20 protein-coding genes and 2 pseudogenes are annotated in these 20,042 nt (G+C 71.1%); 11 read left to right on the forward strand and 11 right to left on the reverse strand.

Going from position 1 to position 20,042, the window contains the following annotated elements:
* The first annotated feature begins 68 nt into the window (after positions 1 to 68).
* The 3 genes from MF672_RS06130 (at position 69) to MF672_RS06140 (ending at position 3,871) form a co-directional block, all read left to right on the forward strand.
* The gene (locus MF672_RS06130; RefSeq protein ID WP_242381336.1) at positions 69 to 1,310 is read left to right on the forward strand and encodes a serine hydrolase domain-containing protein; all 1,242 of its coding nucleotides are present in this window, start codon (positions 69 to 71) and stop codon (positions 1,308 to 1,310) included.
* Between the two features lie 76 nt (positions 1,311 to 1,386).
* A complete protein-coding gene (locus tag MF672_RS06135; RefSeq protein WP_242381337.1) occupies positions 1,387 to 1,779 on the forward strand; it encodes a hypothetical protein in 393 nt (130 codons plus the stop codon).
* A 1-nt stretch (position 1,780) separates the two neighbouring features.
* Positions 1,781 to 3,871 carry a DUF4132 domain-containing protein gene (locus MF672_RS06140; RefSeq protein ID WP_242381338.1) on the forward strand — a complete coding sequence of 697 codons (2,091 nt, stop codon included), beginning with the start codon at positions 1,781 to 1,783 and terminating at the stop codon, positions 3,869 to 3,871.
* A gap of 190 nt (positions 3,872 to 4,061) precedes the next feature.
* Here MF672_RS06140 and MF672_RS52045 read toward each other — a convergent pair.
* Positions 4,062 to 4,181, reverse strand: a pseudogene (locus tag MF672_RS52045) (HNH endonuclease); the annotation flags it as partial.
* A gap of 41 nt (positions 4,182 to 4,222) precedes the next feature.
* Here MF672_RS52045 and MF672_RS51245 point away from each other — a divergent pair.
* The 4 genes from MF672_RS51245 to MF672_RS06155 all read left to right on the forward strand — a co-directional run bounded on the left by MF672_RS51245 (position 4,223) and on the right by MF672_RS06155 (position 6,958).
* Entirely contained in the window at positions 4,223 to 4,357 is a 135-nt protein-coding gene (locus MF672_RS51245) for a hypothetical protein (protein ID WP_302893167.1), read from the forward strand.
* Positions 4,358 to 4,428: 71 nt separating this feature from the next.
* A complete protein-coding gene (locus MF672_RS06145; RefSeq protein WP_242381339.1) occupies positions 4,429 to 5,373 on the forward strand; it encodes an NADP-dependent oxidoreductase in 945 nt (314 codons plus the stop codon).
* Between the two features lie 27 nt (positions 5,374 to 5,400).
* Positions 5,401 to 6,351, forward strand: coding sequence for an alpha/beta hydrolase (locus MF672_RS06150; protein WP_242381340.1), 951 nt, complete (start codon positions 5,401 to 5,403; stop codon positions 6,349 to 6,351).
* A gap of 19 nt (positions 6,352 to 6,370) precedes the next feature.
* Positions 6,371 to 6,958, forward strand: coding sequence for a cupin domain-containing protein (locus tag MF672_RS06155; protein WP_242381341.1), 588 nt, complete (start codon positions 6,371 to 6,373; stop codon positions 6,956 to 6,958).
* 139 nt (positions 6,959 to 7,097) lie between these two features.
* Here the strand turns inward: MF672_RS06155 and MF672_RS06160 are convergent, their stop codons facing one another.
* Complete coding sequence (locus MF672_RS06160; RefSeq protein ID WP_242381342.1) at positions 7,098 to 7,550, reverse strand: Rrf2 family transcriptional regulator; 453 nt, start codon at positions 7,548 to 7,550, stop codon at positions 7,098 to 7,100.
* Between the two features lie 129 nt (positions 7,551 to 7,679).
* On the opposite strand from MF672_RS06160, the gene MF672_RS06165 reads away from it, so the two are divergent.
* The 3 genes from MF672_RS06165 to MF672_RS06175 all read left to right on the forward strand — a co-directional run bounded on the left by MF672_RS06165 (position 7,680) and on the right by MF672_RS06175 (position 10,424).
* On the forward strand, positions 7,680 to 8,429 hold the full coding sequence (locus tag MF672_RS06165) for an SDR family NAD(P)-dependent oxidoreductase (protein ID WP_242381343.1): 750 nt from the start codon (positions 7,680 to 7,682) through the stop codon (positions 8,427 to 8,429).
* Between the two features lie 575 nt (positions 8,430 to 9,004).
* Positions 9,005 to 9,847 carry an alpha/beta fold hydrolase gene (locus MF672_RS06170; RefSeq protein WP_242381344.1) on the forward strand — a complete coding sequence of 281 codons (843 nt, stop codon included), beginning with the start codon at positions 9,005 to 9,007 and terminating at the stop codon, positions 9,845 to 9,847.
* 97 nt (positions 9,848 to 9,944) lie between these two features.
* On the forward strand, positions 9,945 to 10,424 hold the full coding sequence (locus MF672_RS06175) for a MarR family winged helix-turn-helix transcriptional regulator (protein WP_242381345.1): 480 nt from the start codon (positions 9,945 to 9,947) through the stop codon (positions 10,422 to 10,424).
* Between the two features lie 93 nt (positions 10,425 to 10,517).
* On the opposite strand, the pseudogene MF672_RS52050 reads toward MF672_RS06175, so the two are convergent.
* From MF672_RS52050 to MF672_RS06200, 6 genes and pseudogenes are all read right to left on the reverse strand, one after another.
* Positions 10,518 to 10,955, reverse strand: a pseudogene (locus tag MF672_RS52050) (DUF6461 domain-containing protein); the annotation flags it as partial.
* A 110-nt stretch (positions 10,956 to 11,065) separates the two neighbouring features.
* Positions 11,066 to 12,061, reverse strand: a complete 996-nt coding sequence (locus tag MF672_RS06180) for a WD40 repeat domain-containing protein (protein WP_242381346.1) — start codon at positions 12,059 to 12,061, stop codon at positions 11,066 to 11,068.
* A gap of 111 nt (positions 12,062 to 12,172) precedes the next feature.
* Entirely contained in the window at positions 12,173 to 12,418 is a 246-nt protein-coding gene (locus tag MF672_RS06185; protein ID WP_242381347.1) for a hypothetical protein, read from the reverse strand.
* Positions 12,419 to 12,611: 193 nt separating this feature from the next.
* Positions 12,612 to 13,592: an NADPH:quinone reductase gene (locus MF672_RS06190; protein WP_242381348.1), complete on the reverse strand. Its 981-nt coding sequence runs from the start codon at positions 13,590 to 13,592 to the stop codon at positions 12,612 to 12,614.
* Positions 13,589 to 14,749, reverse strand: a complete 1,161-nt coding sequence (locus MF672_RS06195; RefSeq protein ID WP_242381349.1) for an alpha/beta hydrolase — start codon at positions 14,747 to 14,749, stop codon at positions 13,589 to 13,591. Before MF672_RS06195 ends, MF672_RS06190 begins: the two co-directional genes overlap by 4 nt.
* 82 nt (positions 14,750 to 14,831) lie before the next feature.
* On the reverse strand, positions 14,832 to 15,725 hold the full coding sequence (locus MF672_RS06200; protein ID WP_242381350.1) for a LysR family transcriptional regulator: 894 nt from the start codon (positions 15,723 to 15,725) through the stop codon (positions 14,832 to 14,834).
* 47 nt (positions 15,726 to 15,772) lie between these two features.
* Here MF672_RS06200 and MF672_RS06205 point away from each other — a divergent pair, with 47 nt between their 5' ends.
* On the forward strand, positions 15,773 to 15,931 hold the full coding sequence (locus MF672_RS06205; RefSeq protein ID WP_242381351.1) for a hypothetical protein: 159 nt from the start codon (positions 15,773 to 15,775) through the stop codon (positions 15,929 to 15,931).
* Between the two features lie 132 nt (positions 15,932 to 16,063).
* On the opposite strand, the gene MF672_RS06210 is transcribed toward MF672_RS06205, so the two are convergent.
* The 3 genes from MF672_RS06210 to MF672_RS06220 all read right to left on the reverse strand — a co-directional run bounded on the left by MF672_RS06210 (position 16,064) and on the right by MF672_RS06220 (position 19,912).
* The gene (locus tag MF672_RS06210) at positions 16,064 to 17,860 is read right to left on the reverse strand and encodes an ATP-binding protein (RefSeq protein ID WP_242381352.1); all 1,797 of its coding nucleotides are present in this window, start codon (positions 17,858 to 17,860) and stop codon (positions 16,064 to 16,066) included.
* On the reverse strand, positions 17,857 to 18,981 hold the full coding sequence (locus tag MF672_RS06215) for a hypothetical protein (protein ID WP_242381353.1): 1,125 nt from the start codon (positions 18,979 to 18,981) through the stop codon (positions 17,857 to 17,859). The genes MF672_RS06210 and MF672_RS06215 overlap by 4 nt, the downstream gene beginning before the upstream one ends.
* A gap of 160 nt (positions 18,982 to 19,141) precedes the next feature.
* Entirely contained in the window at positions 19,142 to 19,912 is a 771-nt protein-coding gene (locus tag MF672_RS06220) for an SDR family oxidoreductase (RefSeq protein ID WP_242381354.1), read from the reverse strand.
* Positions 19,913 to 20,042: the final 130 nt, after the last annotated feature.

Raw genomic sequence — 20,042 nt, forward strand, 5'->3', positions numbered from 1 at the left:
CTGCGCCGAACACCACGACATCCGTAAGCTATGCCCCTTAAGTATTGGACGTTACTTAAGGGGCATTAGTGACCGGTCTTTCCCGCAGGGCTCTTCTTGCGACAGCGCCGGCCGCGGCGGCGCTGCTCGCCGGACGACCGGCGCAGGCGGCGCCGCCCACCCCCGTCGTACGAACGTCGGGAACCGCGCCCACGCAACTGGCCGGGTACGACAACGTGCTCAAGAAGTTCGTGCTGGACCGCCAGATCAGGGCCGCGCAGCTGGCCATCATGAAGAGCGGCAAGATCCTGCTCGCGCGCGGCTACTGCTACGACGACTACTCCAGGATGCCGGTCACCCCGTCGCCGACGTCGTTGTTCCGGATCGCCAGCCTGAGCAAGAACATCACCTCGGCCGCCGTCATGCGCCTGGTCGAGGACGGCAGGCTGAGCCTGTCGGCCAAGGTCACCCAGCTGCTCGGCCTCACCCCGGCCGACCCGAGGATGGAGCAGGTCACCGTGCTCCGCCTCATGCAGCACCTCGGCGGCTGGGACCGCGACGTCTCCAAGGACCAGCTCTGGATCGACCACACCATCGCAGCCGCGCTCGGCGTCCCGCTGCCGATCGGGCACGACGACATCATCCGGTACGCCACCGCCCGCCCCCTCGACCACGCCCCCGGCACCAAGATGGTCTACAGCAACTACGGCTACCTGCTGCTCGGCCGCATCATCGAGAAGGTCTCAGGACAGCCCTACGAGACGTACGTCCAGACCAGGCTGCTGCAGCCGCTCGGCATCACCCGCATGATGCTCGGCAAGAGTCTCAGGAGCGAGGCCGCGGCCGGCGAGGTCCGCTACGAGTCGCAGTACACGAACAAGACCGTGCTGGACACCTCCGGCACCGTCGTCCCGTACCCCTACGGCGGCTTCAACATGCCCAACCACGACGCCAACGGCGGCTGGCTCGCCTCCGCCGTGGACCTGGTCCGCTGGACCCTCGCCTTCGACCGGCCGGGCACCGTCCTGAGCTCCGCCTCGATCGCCAAGCTGGTGGCCAAGCCGGAGACCGGCGTCAACGAGTACGGCTCCTGGTACGGCGGCGGCTGGTGGTGCCGCCAGGTCACCGGCCACCTCAACACCTGGCACGACGGCTCGATGCCGGGCACGTTCGCCTACCTCGCCCGGCTGCAGAACGGGTTCAGCTACGCGCTGCTGTTCAACCGGCGCGAGGAGAGCGGCTCGCTGGACTACGACGGCATCGACGACGACATGAACAAGGTGAGCGTGTCCTCCTGGCCCACCACCGACCTGACCTCCAAGTACTTCTGACCGGTGCGGGCGTTCTGTCGTTCTCCGCTGCTATAGATAGCGCCATCACTTGATCACGACAACACGAGGATGGCCGATGGCATCGGTGACGTTTCGCGACGAGTCCGCGACCGGCCGCGCGTTGGAGGAGTTCTCCCTGCCCGGCCTGCCCGACCGGATCTCGGCCCGGGAGCTGGTACGGCTGCGCGTACGCGAGGAGGTGGCCCGCCACAACGCCGCCCCGAAATCGCACTTCCGGGGCCTGGTCAAGCCGACCGACGCCGAGGCGGAGCTGAACGGCTACCGCTTACGCACGGCGCGCAGGCTGGACTGGGAGAAGCAGGCCGACGCCGCCGAGGCCGCGTTCGCCCGCAACGGCTTCCTGCTGCTGGTCGGCGACCGGCAGATCGAGGACCTCGACGTTCAGATCGACCTGGCCGCCGACCCCGTCGTGTCGTTCGTCAAGCTCGTTCCGCTGGTCGGTGGCTGACGTGAGCGTTCTCGACGGCGTCCTGTCCCCTCTCGCGCAGCGCCTGCTCCACCTGATCACCGGCACCTCGAACGATCCCACCCACTGGCCCGCGGCCTCCCGCCTGAGCGTCGGCCTCGTGGGCGTGGGCTTCGAAGCGCCCGTCGCCACGCCCGGAGCCCGGTACGCGCTCGACGAGCGCACCAGGCGGCGGCTGGTCGAGCCGGCCCGTGAGCTGGTCGGATTCCTGCTGGAGGAGAACAGGCGGCACGCGTACGGCCGGCTCCCCGTGCTGGTGGCGGCGGGGCTGGCGGGCATGGACGCCGACGTGCGCGCGACGCTCGCGGAAAGCCACGGCCCGATCGCGCTCGCCGAGATGGACGTGCTGCTCGGCTGGGACGTGGAGCTCCGGGCGCTGTTCCTTGAGGCGGAACGATTTCCCGAGCTGGTGCCCGGCCTGCCCGAATGGCTCGGCGGGCTGCCCGGTTACCCGGGCTTCGCGCGTACGGCGCTGGAGATGGCGCGGGCCCGCGTCGCGGCGATCCACGCGGGCGAGATCCCGTACAAGGCGGAGAAAGCGTTCGACGACGGCGAGAAGCGCGCACTCGGCCGGGCCGTGCGGCTGGCGCTCCACCGCGACGAGCCCTGGCTGCCCGAGCTGCTCGACGAGCTGGTACGCGGCATCGCGGTCGCCCCCACCCAGGCCAGGACGCTGCCCTCGCAGGCGCTGCTGTTCGAGATCGCCCGCGCGGTCGAGCAGTGTCCGACGCCTGAGGCGATCTCCGCGCTGCGCACCGCCCGCCGCATCACCCGGCACGGCGGGGTGCCCATGCAGCTCGACCGCAAGTTCAAGCGCATGGAGCCGGCTCTGGCCGAGCGGCTGGAGGTGGCGTTCAGGATCCCGGACGGGCGGGTACGGCAGACGTTCGGCGAGCACACGGCGGTGATCTCGACCGACGGCGGGGTGGAGCTGTCGTGGTGGCACGGGGACAAGAAGCTCAGATCGGTCCCGGCGGCGGTCAAGCGGGAGCACCCCGACGAGGTCAAGCGGCTGCGCGAGCTCGCCAAGCTGACCCAGCAACAGCAGCTGACGTTGGGCAGGGCGCTGGAGGCCGGCTACACCGGCGAGACGTCCCCGCCGTACCGGCAGCTCGAAGGCCATCCGATCGCCGGGCGGCTGATCTGGGAGTTCGAGGTCTCCCCCGGCGTGTGGCGCGCCGAGCTGGGGCTGACCGCGCCGGATCTGCCGGTGCGGCTGTGGCATCCGGCCCGCGCGTCCGTGGAGGAGGTACGCGGCTGGCGGGAGGAGGTGCAGGGCAAGGAGCTGCGCCAGCCGTTCAAGCAGGCGTTCCGCGAGATCTACCTGCTCACCCCGGCGGAGGAGGCGGCCGGTCACTGGTCCAGCAGGTTCGAGGGGCACGTGGTGCACTATCGCCGGCTGCGCGCGCTGTTCAAGGACCGCGGCTGGCAGTCCCGCTTCCAGGGGCACTGGGAGGAGGACGGCGACGCGCACCGCGTCATGTCGGGCGGCGGCTGGCGGGCGACGCTGCAGCACTACCTCTGCGACGACGCCCACGCCGAGCTCGGCCGCACCCGCTTCCAGCGGATGACCGGCGGCGTGTGGCAGGACGTGCCGCTGACGGAGGTGCCGGCGCTGGTGTTCAGCGAGGCCATGCGGGACATCGACCTGTTCGTCGGCGTCGCCTCCATCACCACCGACCCCCAGTGGACCGGACAGGGGCCCGACCGGCTGCGCGACCACTGGCAGAACGGCTCGTTCGCTCCGCTGCACCCCTCCGCCGAGGTGCGGCGGGACGCGCTGTCCCGCCTGATCGGCCGCACGGCCATCGCCGGCAGGTGCACCCTCACCGACCGGTACCTGGTGGTGCGGGGCGACCTGCGCACCTACAAGATCCATCTCGGCTCGGCGAACATCCTCATGGAGCCCAACGACGCCTACCTGTGCATCGTCTCCGCCCGCGGCCCTCAGCCCGGCCTGTTCCTGCCGTTCGAGGAGGACGGCCGGTTGGCGCTGATCATCAGCAAGGCGTTCCTGCTGGCGAACGACACCGCGATCACCGACCCCTCGATCACCCGCCAGCTCCAGGGGTGAGCGCTGGATCCGTTCGCGACCGGGGCGACGGCCTCACTCGCGGGCGTCCGGGCACGATGCCGGTTCTCGGCCCCGCCGCAGCAGGCCGCGTTCCATGGCGGCCACCACCGCGTGGGCGCGGTCACGGGCGGGCGCGCGGAACACCGGGCCGCGGTGTCAGCCGATGTGGTCCTGCTCGACCGCGTCCAGACCTGGCCGAGATGGAGATGGCGTGCTCCGCGGTCAGCCCGAGAACGCCCTTGTCGAGCAGCTTGTGGTGGATCGCGCACAAGCACAGCCCGTTCGCCAGATCTCCGCAAGGGTCTCGAGCGTCTCCAGCTTCTCCAGGTCGAGGCCGGCCGCAGTCCGCGGATGACCGCGACCGATCTGGTGGCTTCGATGCTCACCGCGTCGCCGGGCTCGGCCGATGCGGCGCGCCTGGCGAAGATCGGCTCCGACGGCGGGGAACCGGCCATCATCAAGGTGGGCCGGCCTGGCCCAGGCTAACCCCGCCGGATCCTGCGACATTGAGTGACGTCTCCAGCAACAACGGCACACTCACACAGGCAGGTTCGGCCATGAAGGCAGTACGTTTCCACCAGTTCGGCGGTCCCGAGGTCCTGCGCTACGAGGACGTGGCCCAGCCCACCCCCGGAGCCGGCCAGGTCCGGATCCGCGTCGCCGCGACGTCGTTCAACGGCGTCGACGCCAACATCCGCGCCGGCTACATGCAGGGCCCGATCCCGGTCGAGCTGCCGCACACCCCCGGCATCGACGTCGCCGGCACGGTGGACGCGCTCGGCGCGGACGTGGACGAGGTCGCGGTCGGCGACCGGGTGGTCGGCTTCCTGCCGATGGCCGGACCCGGCGCCGCCGCCGAGTACGTGATCGCCCCGGCGCAGAGCTTGACGGGGGCGCCCAAGAACATCCCGCTGGCCGACGCGGCGGTGTTGCCGCTGGTGGGCCTGACCGCGTGGCAGGCGCTGTTCGACCACGGCAAGCTGACCGCCGGCCGGCGGGTGCTGATCAACGGCGCCGGCGGAGCGGTCGGCGGCTACGCGGTGCAGCTGGCCAAGGAGGTCGGTGCCCACGTGATCGCCACGGCGAGCCCGCGCAGCGCCGAGCGGGTCAAGGCCGCCGGCGCCGACGAGGTGATCGACCACACCAGCACCGACGTGACGGCGGCGGTCAGCGAGCCGGTCGACCTCGTGCTCAACCTCGCGCCGGTCGCCCCGGAACAGCTGGCCGCGCTGGTCACGCTGGTCCGCGACGGCGGCACTCTCGTCAACACCACCGTCTGGATGCCCGCCCCCTCCGACGAGGAACGCGGGGTGCGCGGCATCGACCTGTTCGTCCGCAGCGACGCCGACCAGCTCGCCGACCTCGTCGCCCGGGTCAACACCGGCGAGCTGCGCGTCGAGGTCGCCCAGCGGGTGGCGCTGGCCGACCTGCCCGCACTCCACGCCCGAGCCGGCGCGGGCGAGCTGCCGGGCAAGACCGCCGTCCTCGCGCCCACCGCCTGACCCACCCCGCTCGAAGGAGAAACCGCCATGACGTTGTCCCTGGATCCCGAGATCGCCGCGGCGCTGGCCCCGATGGCCGAGGCGATGGCCGCGGCCACCCCACCGGCCGTGGGCGACATCGAAGGGCGTCGCGCCCTGTGGGAGCCGATCATCGGTGCCGCGAGCGACGCCCAGCCCCTGCCGGCCGAGGTCACGATGACCGACCACACCGTCACCGCCGCCGACGGCGCGCGGATCACGGTGCGCTGGTACGTCAAGGACGGCGCGACGCCTGGCTCGGCCGTGCTCTTCTTCCACGGCGGCGGCTACATCTTCGGCCACATCGACCTGTTCGACGGCCCGGTCGCCCGTTACGTGGCGGCCTCCGGTGTGCCGATGTTGTCGGTGGAGTACCGCCGTGCGCCCGAGTTCCCGTTCCCGACGCCGCTCGAGGACGCCTATGCCGCGCTGCGCTGGCTGTACGAGCGTGCTCCCGAGCTGGGCGTCGACCGCGACCGGATCGCGGTGATGGGCGACAGCGCCGGCGGCGGCCTGGCAGCGGCGCTGGCGATCCTGGCCCGCGAGCGCGGCGGCCCGCAGATCGCCCACCAGATCCTGATCATGCCGATGCTCGACGACCGTCCCGCCACCCCCGACCCCCACATCGAGCCGTACGCGCTGTGGTCCTACGACGACAGCCGCACCGCGTGGCCGGCGCTGCTCGGCCAGGCCGCCGGCGGCCCCGCGGTGCCGCCCACCGCCGCTCCGGCCCGGCTCGACGACGCCACCGGCCTGCCGCCCGCCTACCTCGAGGTGGGCCAGCTCGACGTCTTCCGCGACGAGGACCTCGCCTACGCGGCCAAACTGAGCCGCGCGGGCGTTCCGGTGGAGTTCCACCTGCACCCCGGAGCCCCGCACGAGTTCGACTCGATCGCCTTCACCGCTGACGTCGCGCAACGCGCCACCGCCGACCGCGTCCGCGTCCTCAAGTCACTGTAGGGCCGAGGGCTTCCAGCTCATGCACACCGGCGGCGTCACCTCCGGGGGACGCCTCGTCGCCCAGCCGTTCGAACCGATCAACCGCACACTCCAGGAGACGATCACGATGATTCCCGACGACGACCCCGCTCGTTCGCTGACCGTGGCGAACCCCGACGACCCCGCCACCACCTACATCTCCCTGGTAGGCAACACCTACGGCATGCTGATCACCGGCGAGCAGACCAACGGCGCGTACTGCCTGATCGACATGCGCGTGCCCGACGGCGGCGGCCCGCCGCCGCACCGGCACGACTTCGAGGAGATGTTCACGATCCTCGAGGGCGAGATCGAATTCACCTTCCGCGGCGAGAAGCACCTCGTGCGGGCCGGGTCCACCATCAACATCCCGGCCAACGCGCCGCACAACTTCCGCAACGTCTCGGGCGCACCGGCCCGGATGCTCTGCATGTGCACCCCGGCCGGGCAGGACGAGTACTTCATGCGCATCGGTGACGCCGTACCGGGCGTGGACGCGCCTCCGCCGCAGCTGTCGCCGGACGACCTCGCGGAACGCCGCCGCCGCGCGGCCGAGCTGGCCCCGACCTACCGCAGCGAATTTCTGTGACCCCTGCTCACGGTCCTACAGGAGTTCGAGCCGGCTGCCCGGATGATGGTGCGTCCTGTCCCGTCCCCGCCGGCCAGGGCAGGACAGTGCGTCCCGACTTGTCCGTTCACCAGGGCGGAAGCCGCGGCTTCGGCGGGCATCAGCCAGTGGTGCCGAGTTGACGAGGCGCGGCAAGGACGTCCTGGAGTACGTCGTTCAGCGTGACGCGGGCCAGCTCGCGCCGGAGGGTCTCCTCGATACCGTCGTAGATACGCTGCATCGCCGGCTGGATGCCGTACCCCACCACGCATCCCGGGTCGGGGGCGGCGCGGTGCAACGCGAACAGCGGGCCGGGTTCCACCGCTTCGTACACGTCGAGCAGCGTCATCGACTCCAGGTCGCGCGCCAGCGTCCAGCCCGCACCCACCCCGCGCCGGGACTCCACGAGCCCCGCCCGGCGCAGGTCGCCGAGCAGCCGCCGGATCACCACGGGATTGGTGCTCGCGCTGGACGCGATCTGCTCGGAGGTGGCGACCTCGTGGCCCTGGCGCTGGTAGAGGCCGATCCAGGCCAGCGCGTGGGCGGCGATGGTCAACCTGCTGTTGGCGCTCATGAACCCGTTCCTTCCGGTCGCAACTTCCGATGTTACGACAATGCCTGTCGTAACAACTTAAGTTGCGACAGGATGTCGTAACCTTTACTGTTACGTCTGTTCGGTCAGCCGACCAGTGAGGTAAGAAGAATGAACAAGCCATTGACGGACAAGGTCGCCTTGGTCACCGGAGGATCCCGCGGACTGGGAGCCGCCACCGTACGGCTGCTCGCCGAGCAGGGCGCCGACGTCGCGTTCACCTACGTCAACTCCGAGAAGCAGGCGCAGGCCGTCGTCGACGAGGTACGCAGGAAGGGAGCGAACGTCTCCGCGTTCAGGTCCGACCAGGCGGACGTCGGTCAGGCCCCGGCTCTGATCGACGACGTGGTCGCGCACTTCGGCGGCCTCGACATCCTCGTCAACAACGCCGCGATCTCGGTGAGCGGGACGGTGGACGACCCGGATGCCGACACCGCCGCGCTCGACCGGATGCACGCCACCAACTACCTCGGCGTGATCGCCCTCATCCGGGCCGCCTCCCGAGTGCTGCGCGAGGGCGGCCGCGTCATCACGGTGAGCTCCGGGCTGGGCACCCGAGTCGGCGTCCCGGGCGTGGCCGACTACGCGGCGACCAAGGCGGGGGTCGAGCGGTACACCATGGGCGTCGCCCGCGACCTCGGCCCCCGGGCCATCACCGCCAACGTCGTGGAAGCCGGGCTGATGGAGGGCGGCATGGACGCGCCTGACCCCGAGACCCTCAAGGCCCTGCTCAGCTCGCTGTCCCTGCAACGCAAGGGACACCCCGACGAGATCGCCGCGGCGATCGCCTTCCTGGCCGGCCCCGCCGCGTCGTACGTCACGGGCGCCAAGCTCGACGCCCACGGCGGCTACAACGCCTGAGCCGCAGCGCCGTCGGCGCCGGCGTATCCCGACGAGTACATCCCGGGTTGCGCTGGTCAGTGCTCTGCCGGTGATAGTCGCGGACTGAGCCGCCAGGAGTGCCGGGCACCGCCGGCAGCACGGGCGCGGACGGGGCGCCGCAGATTCGAATCCTGGCGGGGGCGCTCTTCCCCACCAGGCATTTCGCCCTCTGACCTGCGGCTTCTCGGCCGCAGATCGTTGCTTCCCAGACCCTTGACAGGCCGCCGAGGGCACCCGCGAGAGGGTCTTGGATGCGTGGCGATTGTCAGGCTATCGACGGCACTCGAGGTCGCGACTGCGTCTCCTCCTGGCCTGACTGTCGGTGTCGGCGACCTTCCCGGCCGCGATCCTGGCCGGCGCCACGACGCCGCCGGAAGGCGGCCGTCTCGGAGTCAGGGGTCTTAGTGCTGCGCGAGCTCTGTTCTCCGGTCTCCGTGCTCACCTGCCTCGGGAACGGGCGTGTCGCACATCACAACGTCCGCGATTACCTCGTGCGCGATTTAGGCGTGTACAGTCATCGCGTCAGCAGAAAACGCCCCGACCGGGAGAAACCGATGTCCTACATCACCGTCGGCACCGAGAACACCACCCCCATCGAGCTCTACTACGAGGACCACGGCTCCGGCCGGCCGGTCGTGCTGATCCACGGCTACCCCCTCAGCGGTCACTCCTGGGAGAAGCAGACCGCGGCCCTGCTGGAGGCGGGTCACCGGGTGATCACGTACGACCGGCGCGGGTTCGGCCAGTCGAGCCGGCCGACCAAGGGCTACGACTACGACACGTTCGCCGCCGATCTCGACATCGTGCTGCGCACGCTCGACCTGCACGACGTCGTGCTCGCCGGGTTCTCCATGGGCAGCGGCGAGGTCGCCCGCTACGTCGGCACGTACGGCACGGCCCGCCTCGCCAAGGTGGCCTTCCTCGCCTCGCTGCAGCCCTTCCTGCTCAAGACGGACGACAACCCCGCCGGCGTGGACCAGTCGGTCTTCGACGGCATCCTGGCCGCGGCGACCGCCGACCGGTACGCCTACTTCGACACCTTCTACGCCGACTTCTACAACACCGACGAGAACCTCGGCACCCGCCTCAGCGAGGCGGCGCTGCGGAGCAGCTGGAACGTCGCGGCGGGCGCCTCGGCCTACGCCTCGACGGCGGCGGTTCCGACCTGGACCACCGACTTCCGCGCCGACGTGACCGCCGTCGCCGCCTCCGGCCTGCCCGCGCTCATCGTGCACGGCACGGCGGACCGCATCCTGCCGATCGACGCCACGGCCCGCCAGTTCCGCCGGCAGCTGCCCGGGGCCACGTACGTCGAGATCGAGGGCGCCCCGCACGGCCTGCTGTGGACGCACGCCGCCGAGGTGAACGAGGCGCTGCTGGCCTTCCTGAAGGGCTGAAGCCGGGTCCGTGGGCGACGGCGATCACGGGCTGTCGCCGCCCGCATGCCTCGCGCACGACCAAATCGCAGACATGGGAGGGGGATAGACTGGGATCATGGCCGCGACCGAGCCTCGTCCGGCGGGCTCCCACCAGTCCAGCCCGCTGTCTCCCATGCTCTGCTTCGACCTGTACGCCGCCTCGCGGGGGATCACCTCCGTCTACCGCGGCCTGCTGGAGCCGCTGGGCCTGACGTACCCGCAATATCTGGTGCTGGTGCTGCTGTGGCAGCACGAGAGCCGGACGGTCCGCGAGCTGGGCGAGGAGCTGCGGCTCGACTACAACACCCTGTCCCCGCTGCTCAAACGCCTGGAGGCGCACGGCCTGCTGAGCAGGCGACGCCGCCCTGACGACGAGCGTTCCGTGGAGGTCACGCTCACCGCCGAGGGGCGCGCGATGCAGGAACGGTGCGGGCACGTCCCGGCCGCCATCAGCCAGGCCATGGGCATCGACGAGGAGACCATCGCCGAGCTGCAGCACGCGATCCGCCGCATCACGGCCTCCACCGCCGCCTACGCCGCGGCGCCTCCCGGCTGACGGCCGAGCCCTCGCGCCCTCCCGGGAGGGCGGGTCAGGGTCCTGGTGCCGGAGGCTCGCGGGTGCCCGCCACCATGGGCTCCCCAGGGTCTCGGGCGTCACCATGGCACCGGTGATCTCCGCGGTGAGCACCAGCGCCTCCGCCACTCCCCGGACCTCGCCGTCGTCGGAGCCATCGCCGGAGCCGAAGCCGTCGTCGGAGCCGGAGCTGTCGCCGGCCGCGCCGGGCTCCGGGGACAGACCTGTGGAACCCATGAGCGCGGTGAGCCGGTCGGGGTCCGTACCCCATCGTGACGTGGGATCGACCGGATCGAAACAGGTGACCAGCTCGCCGTCCTCAGCGGAGGCGAACAGGTCGGAGGCGTGATCGTCGCACGACACCGCGACGGCGCGGGTGCCCGCCGACACCCGTGCCAAGGCGTCGGCGACCTCCGTGCCGTTCACCTCGAGCAGCATGGTCCAGCCGCCGACGCGATGGGCGAGCAGGGTGTCGGGGACCAGGCCGCCGTCCATGAGTTCGGCGTAGGTCATCGGCCGCAGAGAGGAAGGCTCGGCGCCGGCCCGGGTGAGCGCCTCGTGTTCGCCGAGGCCTTCGGCGAACACCAGGCACCAGACCTCGCCCACGTCCCGATGGGCCGGGGTCAGAGGCCGCTGATCGCCTCGGCGACGGTTCCGGCGACGGAGTAGCCGCGCTTGAGGACGACCGCCTCGGTGGCCACGTCGATGTCGTAGACCTTCACCCGTACCAGCTTGAACCCGGTCTTCCTGACCATCCGCAGCGTGGACTCGCCCGTCCAGTCGAGCCTGACGTCCGTGTAGACCTCCGCGATCCGGCCGTCCGCGGGGTCCCGTTCCACCTTCTGGCCTGAGGCGGGGACGGGGAACGTGGCGGTGACTCGCCTGGTCTCCAGGTCGTACAGGGCTATCGCGGGTTTGCGGCCGGTGACGTAGACGGCCACGGTGCGGCCATCGGCGTGCAGCGCGGCGGCGGAGGCGTTGTCGCCGATGAGCCGGGGCGGCACGACACTGGTGATTCGCTTGCCGGTCAGGTCGTGGACGCTCAGCTTGCCGGGCTTGTCGTGGTACGTCCTGACGAGGAGCTGGTCGCCGTCGCCGCTGAAGCTCAAGGCGTCGTCATGTACGGACACCCCCGGCACCTTGGCCAGCAGGGCGCCGGTGGTGGCGTCGTACACCCGCGCGCGATGGTCGGTGAAGCCGGCCCAGCAGCAGGTCACCGCCACGAGGGAGCCGTCGTACGACATCGTCACGCGGGTGACGTCCAGCTCCGACCGCGACGGCCACGCCTTGGCCCGCGAGACCCGCGTGCGGCCGTCGAGGTCGCGGATGACGAGCCGGGTGTCCTTGGCCCTGACGTAGGCGAGGCGGCGGCCGTCGCCGCTGACGGCGACCGCGTCCGACCATCGGCCCGCCCCGCTGAGCGGGTGTCGCCTGCCGTCGGTCGTCCGGTACCACCAGGAGCCGCACCACGCGGCGTTGCGCGGGTCCTTGTCGCAGTCGGAGGCGGCGGCGTACCGGATCGGGGCGGATGTTCCCTCTGCGGGGACGGCCGCTCGGGCGGCACCCGAGGCGGTGATGAGCGTCGAGAGGACGGCGAGCGCCCCGCAGAGGATCTTCATGCGGGATTCGACCTTCCGCCGGCGCGCATGGTTGATCACGATCCGATAACGGGCCGTCGTCGGTGCCGGCGCGGGACGCACAACCGCTCCTGTCGGGCACACGGCAAAGGCTCACCGTTCATCACCGGGCTCTTCAGGCGGGAACACCACGTGCTCGGCGTTCCTGCGCAGGAAACGCCATGCCTCGGCACGGCCGGAGCTGACCGGAAACGCCTCCGCCACGACCGGCCGTAGCTCCGCGAAGGTCGCATCGAGCCGGTCCGCCATGAAGTCGTACATGGTGCGCTCGCTGCCGGTCCCGCCGGTGCCACGAACGTCACTCTCGAGCCATGCGAGGTCCGCGGATCCGAGGATCACCCGGCTCTCGTGGATGATCCGGAAGGGGCATTGGAGGTGGAGCGCATCGACGCGCGGCCGACGCCCACCGCGTGCAGGCCCAGGAAGGTGCGGAGAACATGCGGGTCGGGAATCAGTCCCGAGCTGGGCCCGGGCGGGCTCGTGCCCGGCCCTTGCTCAGCAGTCACCGCCTCCGACCATCCCGATGACCACGTCACGGGAGGATGAGGACCTTGCCGGGGGCGTGACCGGACTCGACGTCGCGGTGTGCGTCCGCCGCCGCGGCCAGGGGGTGGCGGGCGGCGATGGGGTGGGTGAGAACGTCGTCCTCCAGCAGGCGGGTGACGTGCTCGGTGGCGGCGCGCAGGGCCGGGGCCGGCATGACGAACACCAGGGTGGTGCGGATCGTCACGCCTCGCCGCATCAGCCGGTAGAACGGCAGCGCCGGCTCCGGCACGGCGTCCGAGGCGTACGTCGCGATGGTGCCGCCGGTGGCGATGACCTGCGAGGTGAACGGCAGGTTGGCGCCGAAGGCGACGTCCACCACCCGGTCCACGCCGGCGGGCGCGAGGTCGAGGACGGCCTCGGCGGCCCCGGGCGCGCGGTTGTCGAGCACGTGGTGGGCGCCGGCGTCCAGGGCCGAGGCGCGTTGCTCCGGCGTCCGGGCCGTGGCGATCACGGTGGCGCCGCCGTGCGCGGCCAGCTGGACGGCGTAGTGGCCGACCGCTCCGGCCGCCCCGGTGACCAGGACGGTCCGGCCGGCCACCGGGCCGTCGGCGAACAGGCAGCGGTGCGCGGTCAGGGCGGGCACCCCGAGGCAGGCCCCCGCCTCGAAGGAGGTGTTCGCGGGCAACTCGACGGCCTGGGCGGCGGGCACCACCACGTACTCGGCGGACGTGCCGTACGGGCGGCCGTGGTTGGCGGAGTGCACCCACACCCGCCGGCCGATCCACGACGTGGGGACGCGGGGGCCGACGCGGTCGATCACGCCGGCGCCGTCGTCGCCGGGTATCACGCGCGGGTCGCGCATCACCCGGTCCCCCGCTCCCTGGCGCCGCTTGACGTCGGCCGGGTTGACCCCGGCGGCCCGTACCCGGACCCGCACCTCGCCGGCGGCGGGCTCGGGGTCGGGCAGCTCTCCCACGGTGAGCACGTCGGCGGCGGGGCCGGTGCGGTCGTACCAGACGGCCCTCACGACGCGGCCGGGAGGAAGGCGTCGAGGGCGGCGGCGACCAGGTCGGGCCGTTCCAGCGACATCATGTGCGGGGTGCCCGGCAGCTCCTGGTACGTGGCGCCGGGGACGCGTCCGGCCAGGTCCCGCATGATCTGCGGCGTGCAGGAGGCGTCGAGCTCGCCGGCCAGCACCAGCGTGGGCGGCTCGAACCCGGCGAGCCGGCCCTGCACGTCCAGGCCCTTGAACGCCCGCCAGGCGGCGGCCCAGTCGGCGGGGTCGGCGCGCAGCACCAGCTCCCGCGCGTAACGCACGCCGGGGCCGTTGACGGCGAGCCCGGCCGGGGTGAACCACCGGGTGAGCGACGGCACGATCTGGGCCGCCATGCCCTCCTCCTCGGCGGACCTGGCCCGCCCCTCGAACGCCTCGAACGGATGGTCGGTGGTGCCCAGCAGCGCCAGGGACGCGAACCGTCCGGGCCGGGCGACGGCGGCGGTCTGCGCGATGCCGCCGCCGTAGGACAGCCCGACCACGTGGGCCTGCTCCAGGCCGAGCGCGTCGAGCACGCCGAACAGGTCGGCGGCGATGTCGTCCATGGTGAACGAGGTGGGCGCGCCGGCGGCCGCGCCGTGTCCGCGCAGGTCGTAGGCGTACACCCGCCTGGTCGCGGCGAGCCGTTCCATGACCGGCTCCCACATGCGCCAGCCGAGCCCGAGCGCGTGCAGCAGCACGACGGGCGGCCCAGACTCGCCGCGCCGGGCGACGACGGTCTCGTGGTCGGCGAGCCGTACCCGCTGGAGGACGGCCGGTGCGGGGGTTCCGGCGGCGGTCAGCACCTCGTCGATCACGCGCAGCGCGTTGAGCGCGCGCGGCATGCCGGCGTAGAGGGACACGTGCTCGGCGAGGGCCCGCAGCTCAGCGGGCGTCACGTCGTTGCGCAGCGCGGCGGCGGTGTGGACGGCGAGCTGCGGCTCCGCGCCGCCGAGCGCCGCGAGCATCGTGACGGTCGCCAGCTCCCTCGCGGTACGGCTCAGCTCGGTGCGGGCGATCGGCCCGCCGAAGCCCTCGAGGATGCCGTCGAACAGCTCCGGCGACTGCTTGCGCAGGCCGGCCAGGGCCTCCTCGGGGGTGGAGCCCATCATGGCCGTGTATTCGCGGCGGCCTCGTTCCTGGCGGTCCATGAGTGTTGTCTCCTTCGTCTTTTGTTGCTGCTGAGACCACGATGCCGCTGTGCGGGGTGATAAGTCCAAGACATGATCAGACTTATGGTGATATCGCCGAGTTATCGCCGGTCATGAAGCCGATGAACGCCGCCAGCGCGGGAGCGGGACGGCGGCCGGACGGCCAGGCGAGCGTCGGCCGCCAGACGGGCTCGGGATCCAGGGACGCCACCCCGACCGGCGGACCCGGCGCGACGGCGACCGAGCGCGGCATGATCGCGGCGGCCAGGCCGACCGACGCGAGCGCGCGGGCCGTGCCGTACTCCCTGCTCTCGAACCGGGCGTGCACGCCGGCCCCCGCCTCGGCCAGCGCCGTCCGGATGATCTCGCCCACCGCCGACCCCGCGGCGTAGACGACCAGGTCGGCGCCGTCGAGCTCGGCGAGCCGCACCTGCTCCCGCCCCGCGAACGGCCCCTCGGCGGCGGTGACCAGCACCAGCGGCTCGTCGCCCAGCGACCGCCAGGCCAGCCGCCGGTCACCGGACGCGGGCGGGGCCGCCAGCGTGGCGACGTCGAGCCGGCCGGCGTGCAGCGCGGCGGACATCTCCTCGGTGTTCAGCTCGCGCAGCTCCACCTCGACCGCCGGATAGGTGCGGCAGAACACCGCCAGCGCCTCGGCCAGCCGTCCCATCAGCCCGCGCGCCGCGCCCAGCCGGATCCGGCCGCGCACCCCGGCGGCCCAGCCCAGCATCTCGTCCTCTACGGACACGAGGTCGGCGAGGATGCGGTCGGCGTGCTCCAGCAACGCCGCGCCCGCCGGGGTGAGCGCCACCCGGTGGTTGTTCCGTTCGAACAGGGCCAGGCCGAGCTGCCGTTCGAGCTTGCGGATCTGCTGGGAGAGCGCCGGCTGCGCGATGCGCAGCGCCTCGGCCGCCCGGGTGAAGTGCAGCTCCCTGGCGACCGCCTGGAAGTACTCCAGCTGGCGCGAACTGATCATAGGACGATTATCGGGCGGCGGTCCCGCACGGGGCTCGCCTCCCCGTCGTGTCAGTGGCGGCGTCAGGACAGCGGCAGGACCCGGCCGAGGCCGACAACTTCCGCACCATCGTCACCATCGCCCTCGAAGCCGCTCAGCGGGGCGAGCCTCACCTCACCATGACCGGCATGACGCGCAAGATCACCGAGGCCCTCGATGCCGCGTGATGGGCGATCTTCCCGGCGCCCCGCAAGGACGAGGTGGCGGCCAGGGAGATGGGCGTCAGCCTGCGGACCTACCGGCGGCACGTGGCCGGGGCAGCGACCAGGTCGAGAAGACGATCCGCGCCGGGACGGTCGTCACGCCGTGTGCATGCGCCGGGAACGCGCCGGACGCATCTGCACGAAGACCGGGTTGCGGAACACCGAGCCCGTCAGCAGGCATTGCCCCTGCCCCAGCGCGGGCACCGTCGACCACAGCGCCTCGTGCACGCCGCCCGTGGTGGCACGTACGGGGGCGAGGTTGCCTGCCGATTTGAGCTGGTGGATGAACCGCGTGTTCGCCAGCTCGAACAGCTCCTCCGGCACATGCCCGGGCTGCTGTGACACCAGCACCAGTCCCATCCAGCGCTTGCGGCCGCGCCGGCTGATGACCTGCAACTGGTCCAGCACCGCGCGCATCCGGCCCGCACTCGCTCGCGAGACGAACGTGTGCACCTCTTCGATCACCACCAGCACCGGCGGCCGCGGCCGGCTGTTCTTGCCGATGGGTTCGCCGCGAGGGACCGCGATCACCCGGTCGAACAATGCCTGCAGCAGGAAGGAGATGGCGATGTTGCGGGCGCTGTCGTTGGTCTCGCTCACGTCGAAGACGCTCAGGCGCCGCTCCACGAGAAGCTCGTCAACGTCCAGGTACGGGGTGTTCCTCGTGGGCCGCCAGTCGAGCATCTCGGACCGGCCGAGCTTGTACAGCTTGTTACGCAGGGTGGACGCGGTGGCCTTCTCCGTGGAGAGAAGTTTCGGCGACAGCAGTGGCATGTTGCCCGTGGCCGGGTCCTCGTGCAAGCCGTCGATCAGGTCGCTGAGGTCGTACGGGCGGGCGGGAGGAGGCGGCGCGGGAGCGGCGAGGGCGCCCATCCTGCCCGGCCGGGGAGCTCGCTCCGCGTTGCGCCGGGCCTGGCCCGTGATGGCTCCCCACATTCTCACCTGGGGTTCGGTGAATTCGAGCACGTCGGCGACGATTTCCTCGGGCACATCCGCGATCGGCACCTTGAAGGGCAGAGGGTCGGGCGCGTCCGTCATGCCGGCGTTCGGAACGTACACCCGGAAGTCCGGGATGCCGCGCGGACGCCGCTCGTCGAAGCGTTCCTCCAGCAGGCGGGCCAGGTGCGGCTCGTCGTTGCCCTGGTCCATCCGTACGTACTCGCCCTCGACGTCGATGGCGACCACCGCCCAGCCGGCCCGAATGGCCTCCTCCATCAGCACCTGAGTGGTGTTGGACTTCCCCGATCCCACGGTGCCGAAGATGCCGGCATTGCGCGGCAGGAAACCCTTGTTCGCCGAATCCGCCTCCACTCTCACGTCGTCGTAGCCGAGCAGCGAACCCAGTTGCATGTCGCCTTCGATGCCGAGCATCCGGCGCAGCCGGTCGCTGGGATAGATGAACACCTCGGAGTACGGCCGGGGACGGGTCGAAGTGGGCAGCACGTTCTCCGAAGGGGTGACCTCACCGAGAATCTCGATCGTGCCGGCGGCGTAATAGGTGGGCCGGAACCGGGTGCGTTCCGGATGGAGCAGAGTGGTGCGGCTGATCGCCGAATCCGGGCCGATCTCGTGCGGGCTGTGGAAGGGGCCTTCGACGACGCGACCCAGGAAGGTGATGCCTTGTTCGGTGTCGTTGACTCCCACGTACGCGTCACGGCGGAAATGGCGGCGCAGCCGCTCGGACACCATCACACCGCTGCTGGTGTTGTCCGTGCCCGGCCCGTCGAAGGCGACGAAACCGAGGGTGATCAGCGATCGGGCGAGGCTGGCTTCCGCGGCCTCGACGGCTTGGGGGGGAATTTCCTGTTCGGAGGAGGAAGGCGCGTCGCGCTGGTCCTCCGGCTCCTCCAGCGGTTCTTCGGCCTCGGCCTCGGCCTCGGTGTCCGAGCTCATCCTCGTGTCCTCCGTGGGTCCAGGTCGGTGAGTCCGTGCTCGACCCCGAGTTCCATCAGGCGTGTCTCGATGAACGTCCGGAACTCCCCGCCTTTGAACATCGTGCGGGCCACGTTGTCGGCGAGATCGATGTGGAAGGGGAAGCCGCGCGCGGTCACGGGCGCCCCGGTGTCCGGCAGACCTCGCGTCCAGAGCGCGTCGGCGAGAAAGAGCGCCGCCGCCTCCTCGACCCGATCCCGGTGACACTCCAGGAGGAACGGACGATGCCCGGCCTTGATGAGCACAATGGCGACCTCCGGCCCCACCTCCGCGATGAACGCCCGGAATCTCGCCCGGTCCACGTTGTTGAGGTTCGCTCTGGTCGTCCCCGCTCTCTCATCGCCGTCCAGGAAACCGGTGAGATCGTCGGCCAGCGTGCGCAGTTCGATGAACTCTCCCGGCTCCAGGACGATGCCGGCGTTGAGCACGTCCAGGTCCTCGGGGCTTTCGCTGACCGCGATGAATCGCTGGTCCTTGACGTAATGCCGGACGAGATCGAACACGGGCGGCAGATTCACCCTCGGATGGTTCAGGCCGGTACGGAGTTCGAAGGGGACCAGCTCTCCGTGGATCATCCGCCAGTCGGCCTCCTGGGCGAGCAGGAGCTTGCGTTCGCCGAACAGCATGAGGGCGCGGCTGGCCAGGTTCGAGGTGCCGTGCACCTTGCGGAGGTTGCCGAAGAACTCCCTGGCCGTGTCGCCGGTGGAGGTCAGCTCGTGCTCGAAGACCCGCGTCACCAGGCCGACGGATTCGCCGGTGTTGGTGACGATCACCACGCCCACCTGGACTTTCGTACCGCTCAGGAGGGGCACGGCGGCAAGGGTGCCATCGGAGGCGGCGACGATTCCGGTGCTCAGAAGGTGCTTGGCCGCTTGCAGTTGCTCGGGCGAAGGACGACGTATTTGTGCGCTTAAATGCGGATTATCCGCCAAGATCTCGGTACGGAGCTGCTCCCGCCGCGCATGCGAGGCCAGCACGGCCGCATCCACCCGATCCCGCAAGTGGTCGACGTACTTCTCGAGTTCCATCCATGGCGCGACCGACAGGATGTCGGCGAGGCTTGGTGCGTCACGCTGTTCCACTGGGCCTCCAGCTCTTCCAGTGACGCCTCGTAACCGATCACCACACTCTGATGCAGAGTAACCACGGGACCGACGGAGTTCCAGGCCTGACAGTGAGCAGGCCGGGCTTCTCCGTCAGCGCGCGGGCCAGGTCGGGGTGCGGCCGGCCGGCGGCGCCGGCTCAGAGGCGGGGGCCGAGGAAGCAGCCGCCCGAGGCGTCGATGGTCTGCCCCGTCACCCAGCGGCCGGCCTCGGAGACCAGGAAGGCCACCACGTCGGCGATGTCGTCCGGCCGCCCGGCGCGCGGGACGGCGTTGCCGCTGCCCACCGCCCGTTGAACTTCGGGGTCGTCGAGCATCCAGGGGTTCATGTCCGTGACGGTCGGGCCGGGCGCGACGGCGTTGACCGTGATGCCGCGCCCGCCGAGGAGCTGCGCGAGGGAGCGGCTGAGCACCTCGACGGCGGCCTTGCTCATCGCGTACGGCTGCCCGGGCATCGCGATCCTGGTCGCCGCCGCGGACACGTTGATGATGCGGCCGTCGTCGTTGAGCAGCGGCAGCGCGCGCTGGATGATGAACAGCGGCGCCTTGGTGTTGACCGCGATCAGCCGGTCGAACGCCTCCGGGGTGATCGTCTCGATCGAGTCGGCGGTGATGGCGGCGTTGTTGACCAGGATGTCCAGCCGGACCTGGCCGGTCCGGGTGAGCAGAGCGGGCTCCAGGGCGGCGAACAGGGTGTCCACGTCGCCGGGCACGCCCAGCTCGGCCCGTACCAGGAAGGCCCGGCCGCCGTCCTTCTCGATCAGGTCCATGGTGTCGCGGGCCGCCTGCTCGTTGCTGCCGTAGTGCACGGCGACCAGCGCTCCGCCGGCGGCCAGCCGCCGCGCGACGGCGCGGCCGATGCCTCGCGAGGCCCCGGTCACCAGCGCGGATCTGCCCATCAAGGACGTCATCGCGTCACTCCCGATATTGTCTGACATTCCGGCTATCAGAATCGGCGCGGACCATCAGCGGAACAACGACGAAGTACGCAAGGCAGTCTTAACCCCTGGGTGAACGCGAGCGGCCGTGGCACGTCCCGGC

It is taken from the genome of Actinomadura luzonensis, assembly GCF_022664455.2.
Classification (GTDB): domain Bacteria; phylum Actinomycetota; class Actinomycetes; order Streptosporangiales; family Streptosporangiaceae; genus Nonomuraea; species Nonomuraea luzonensis.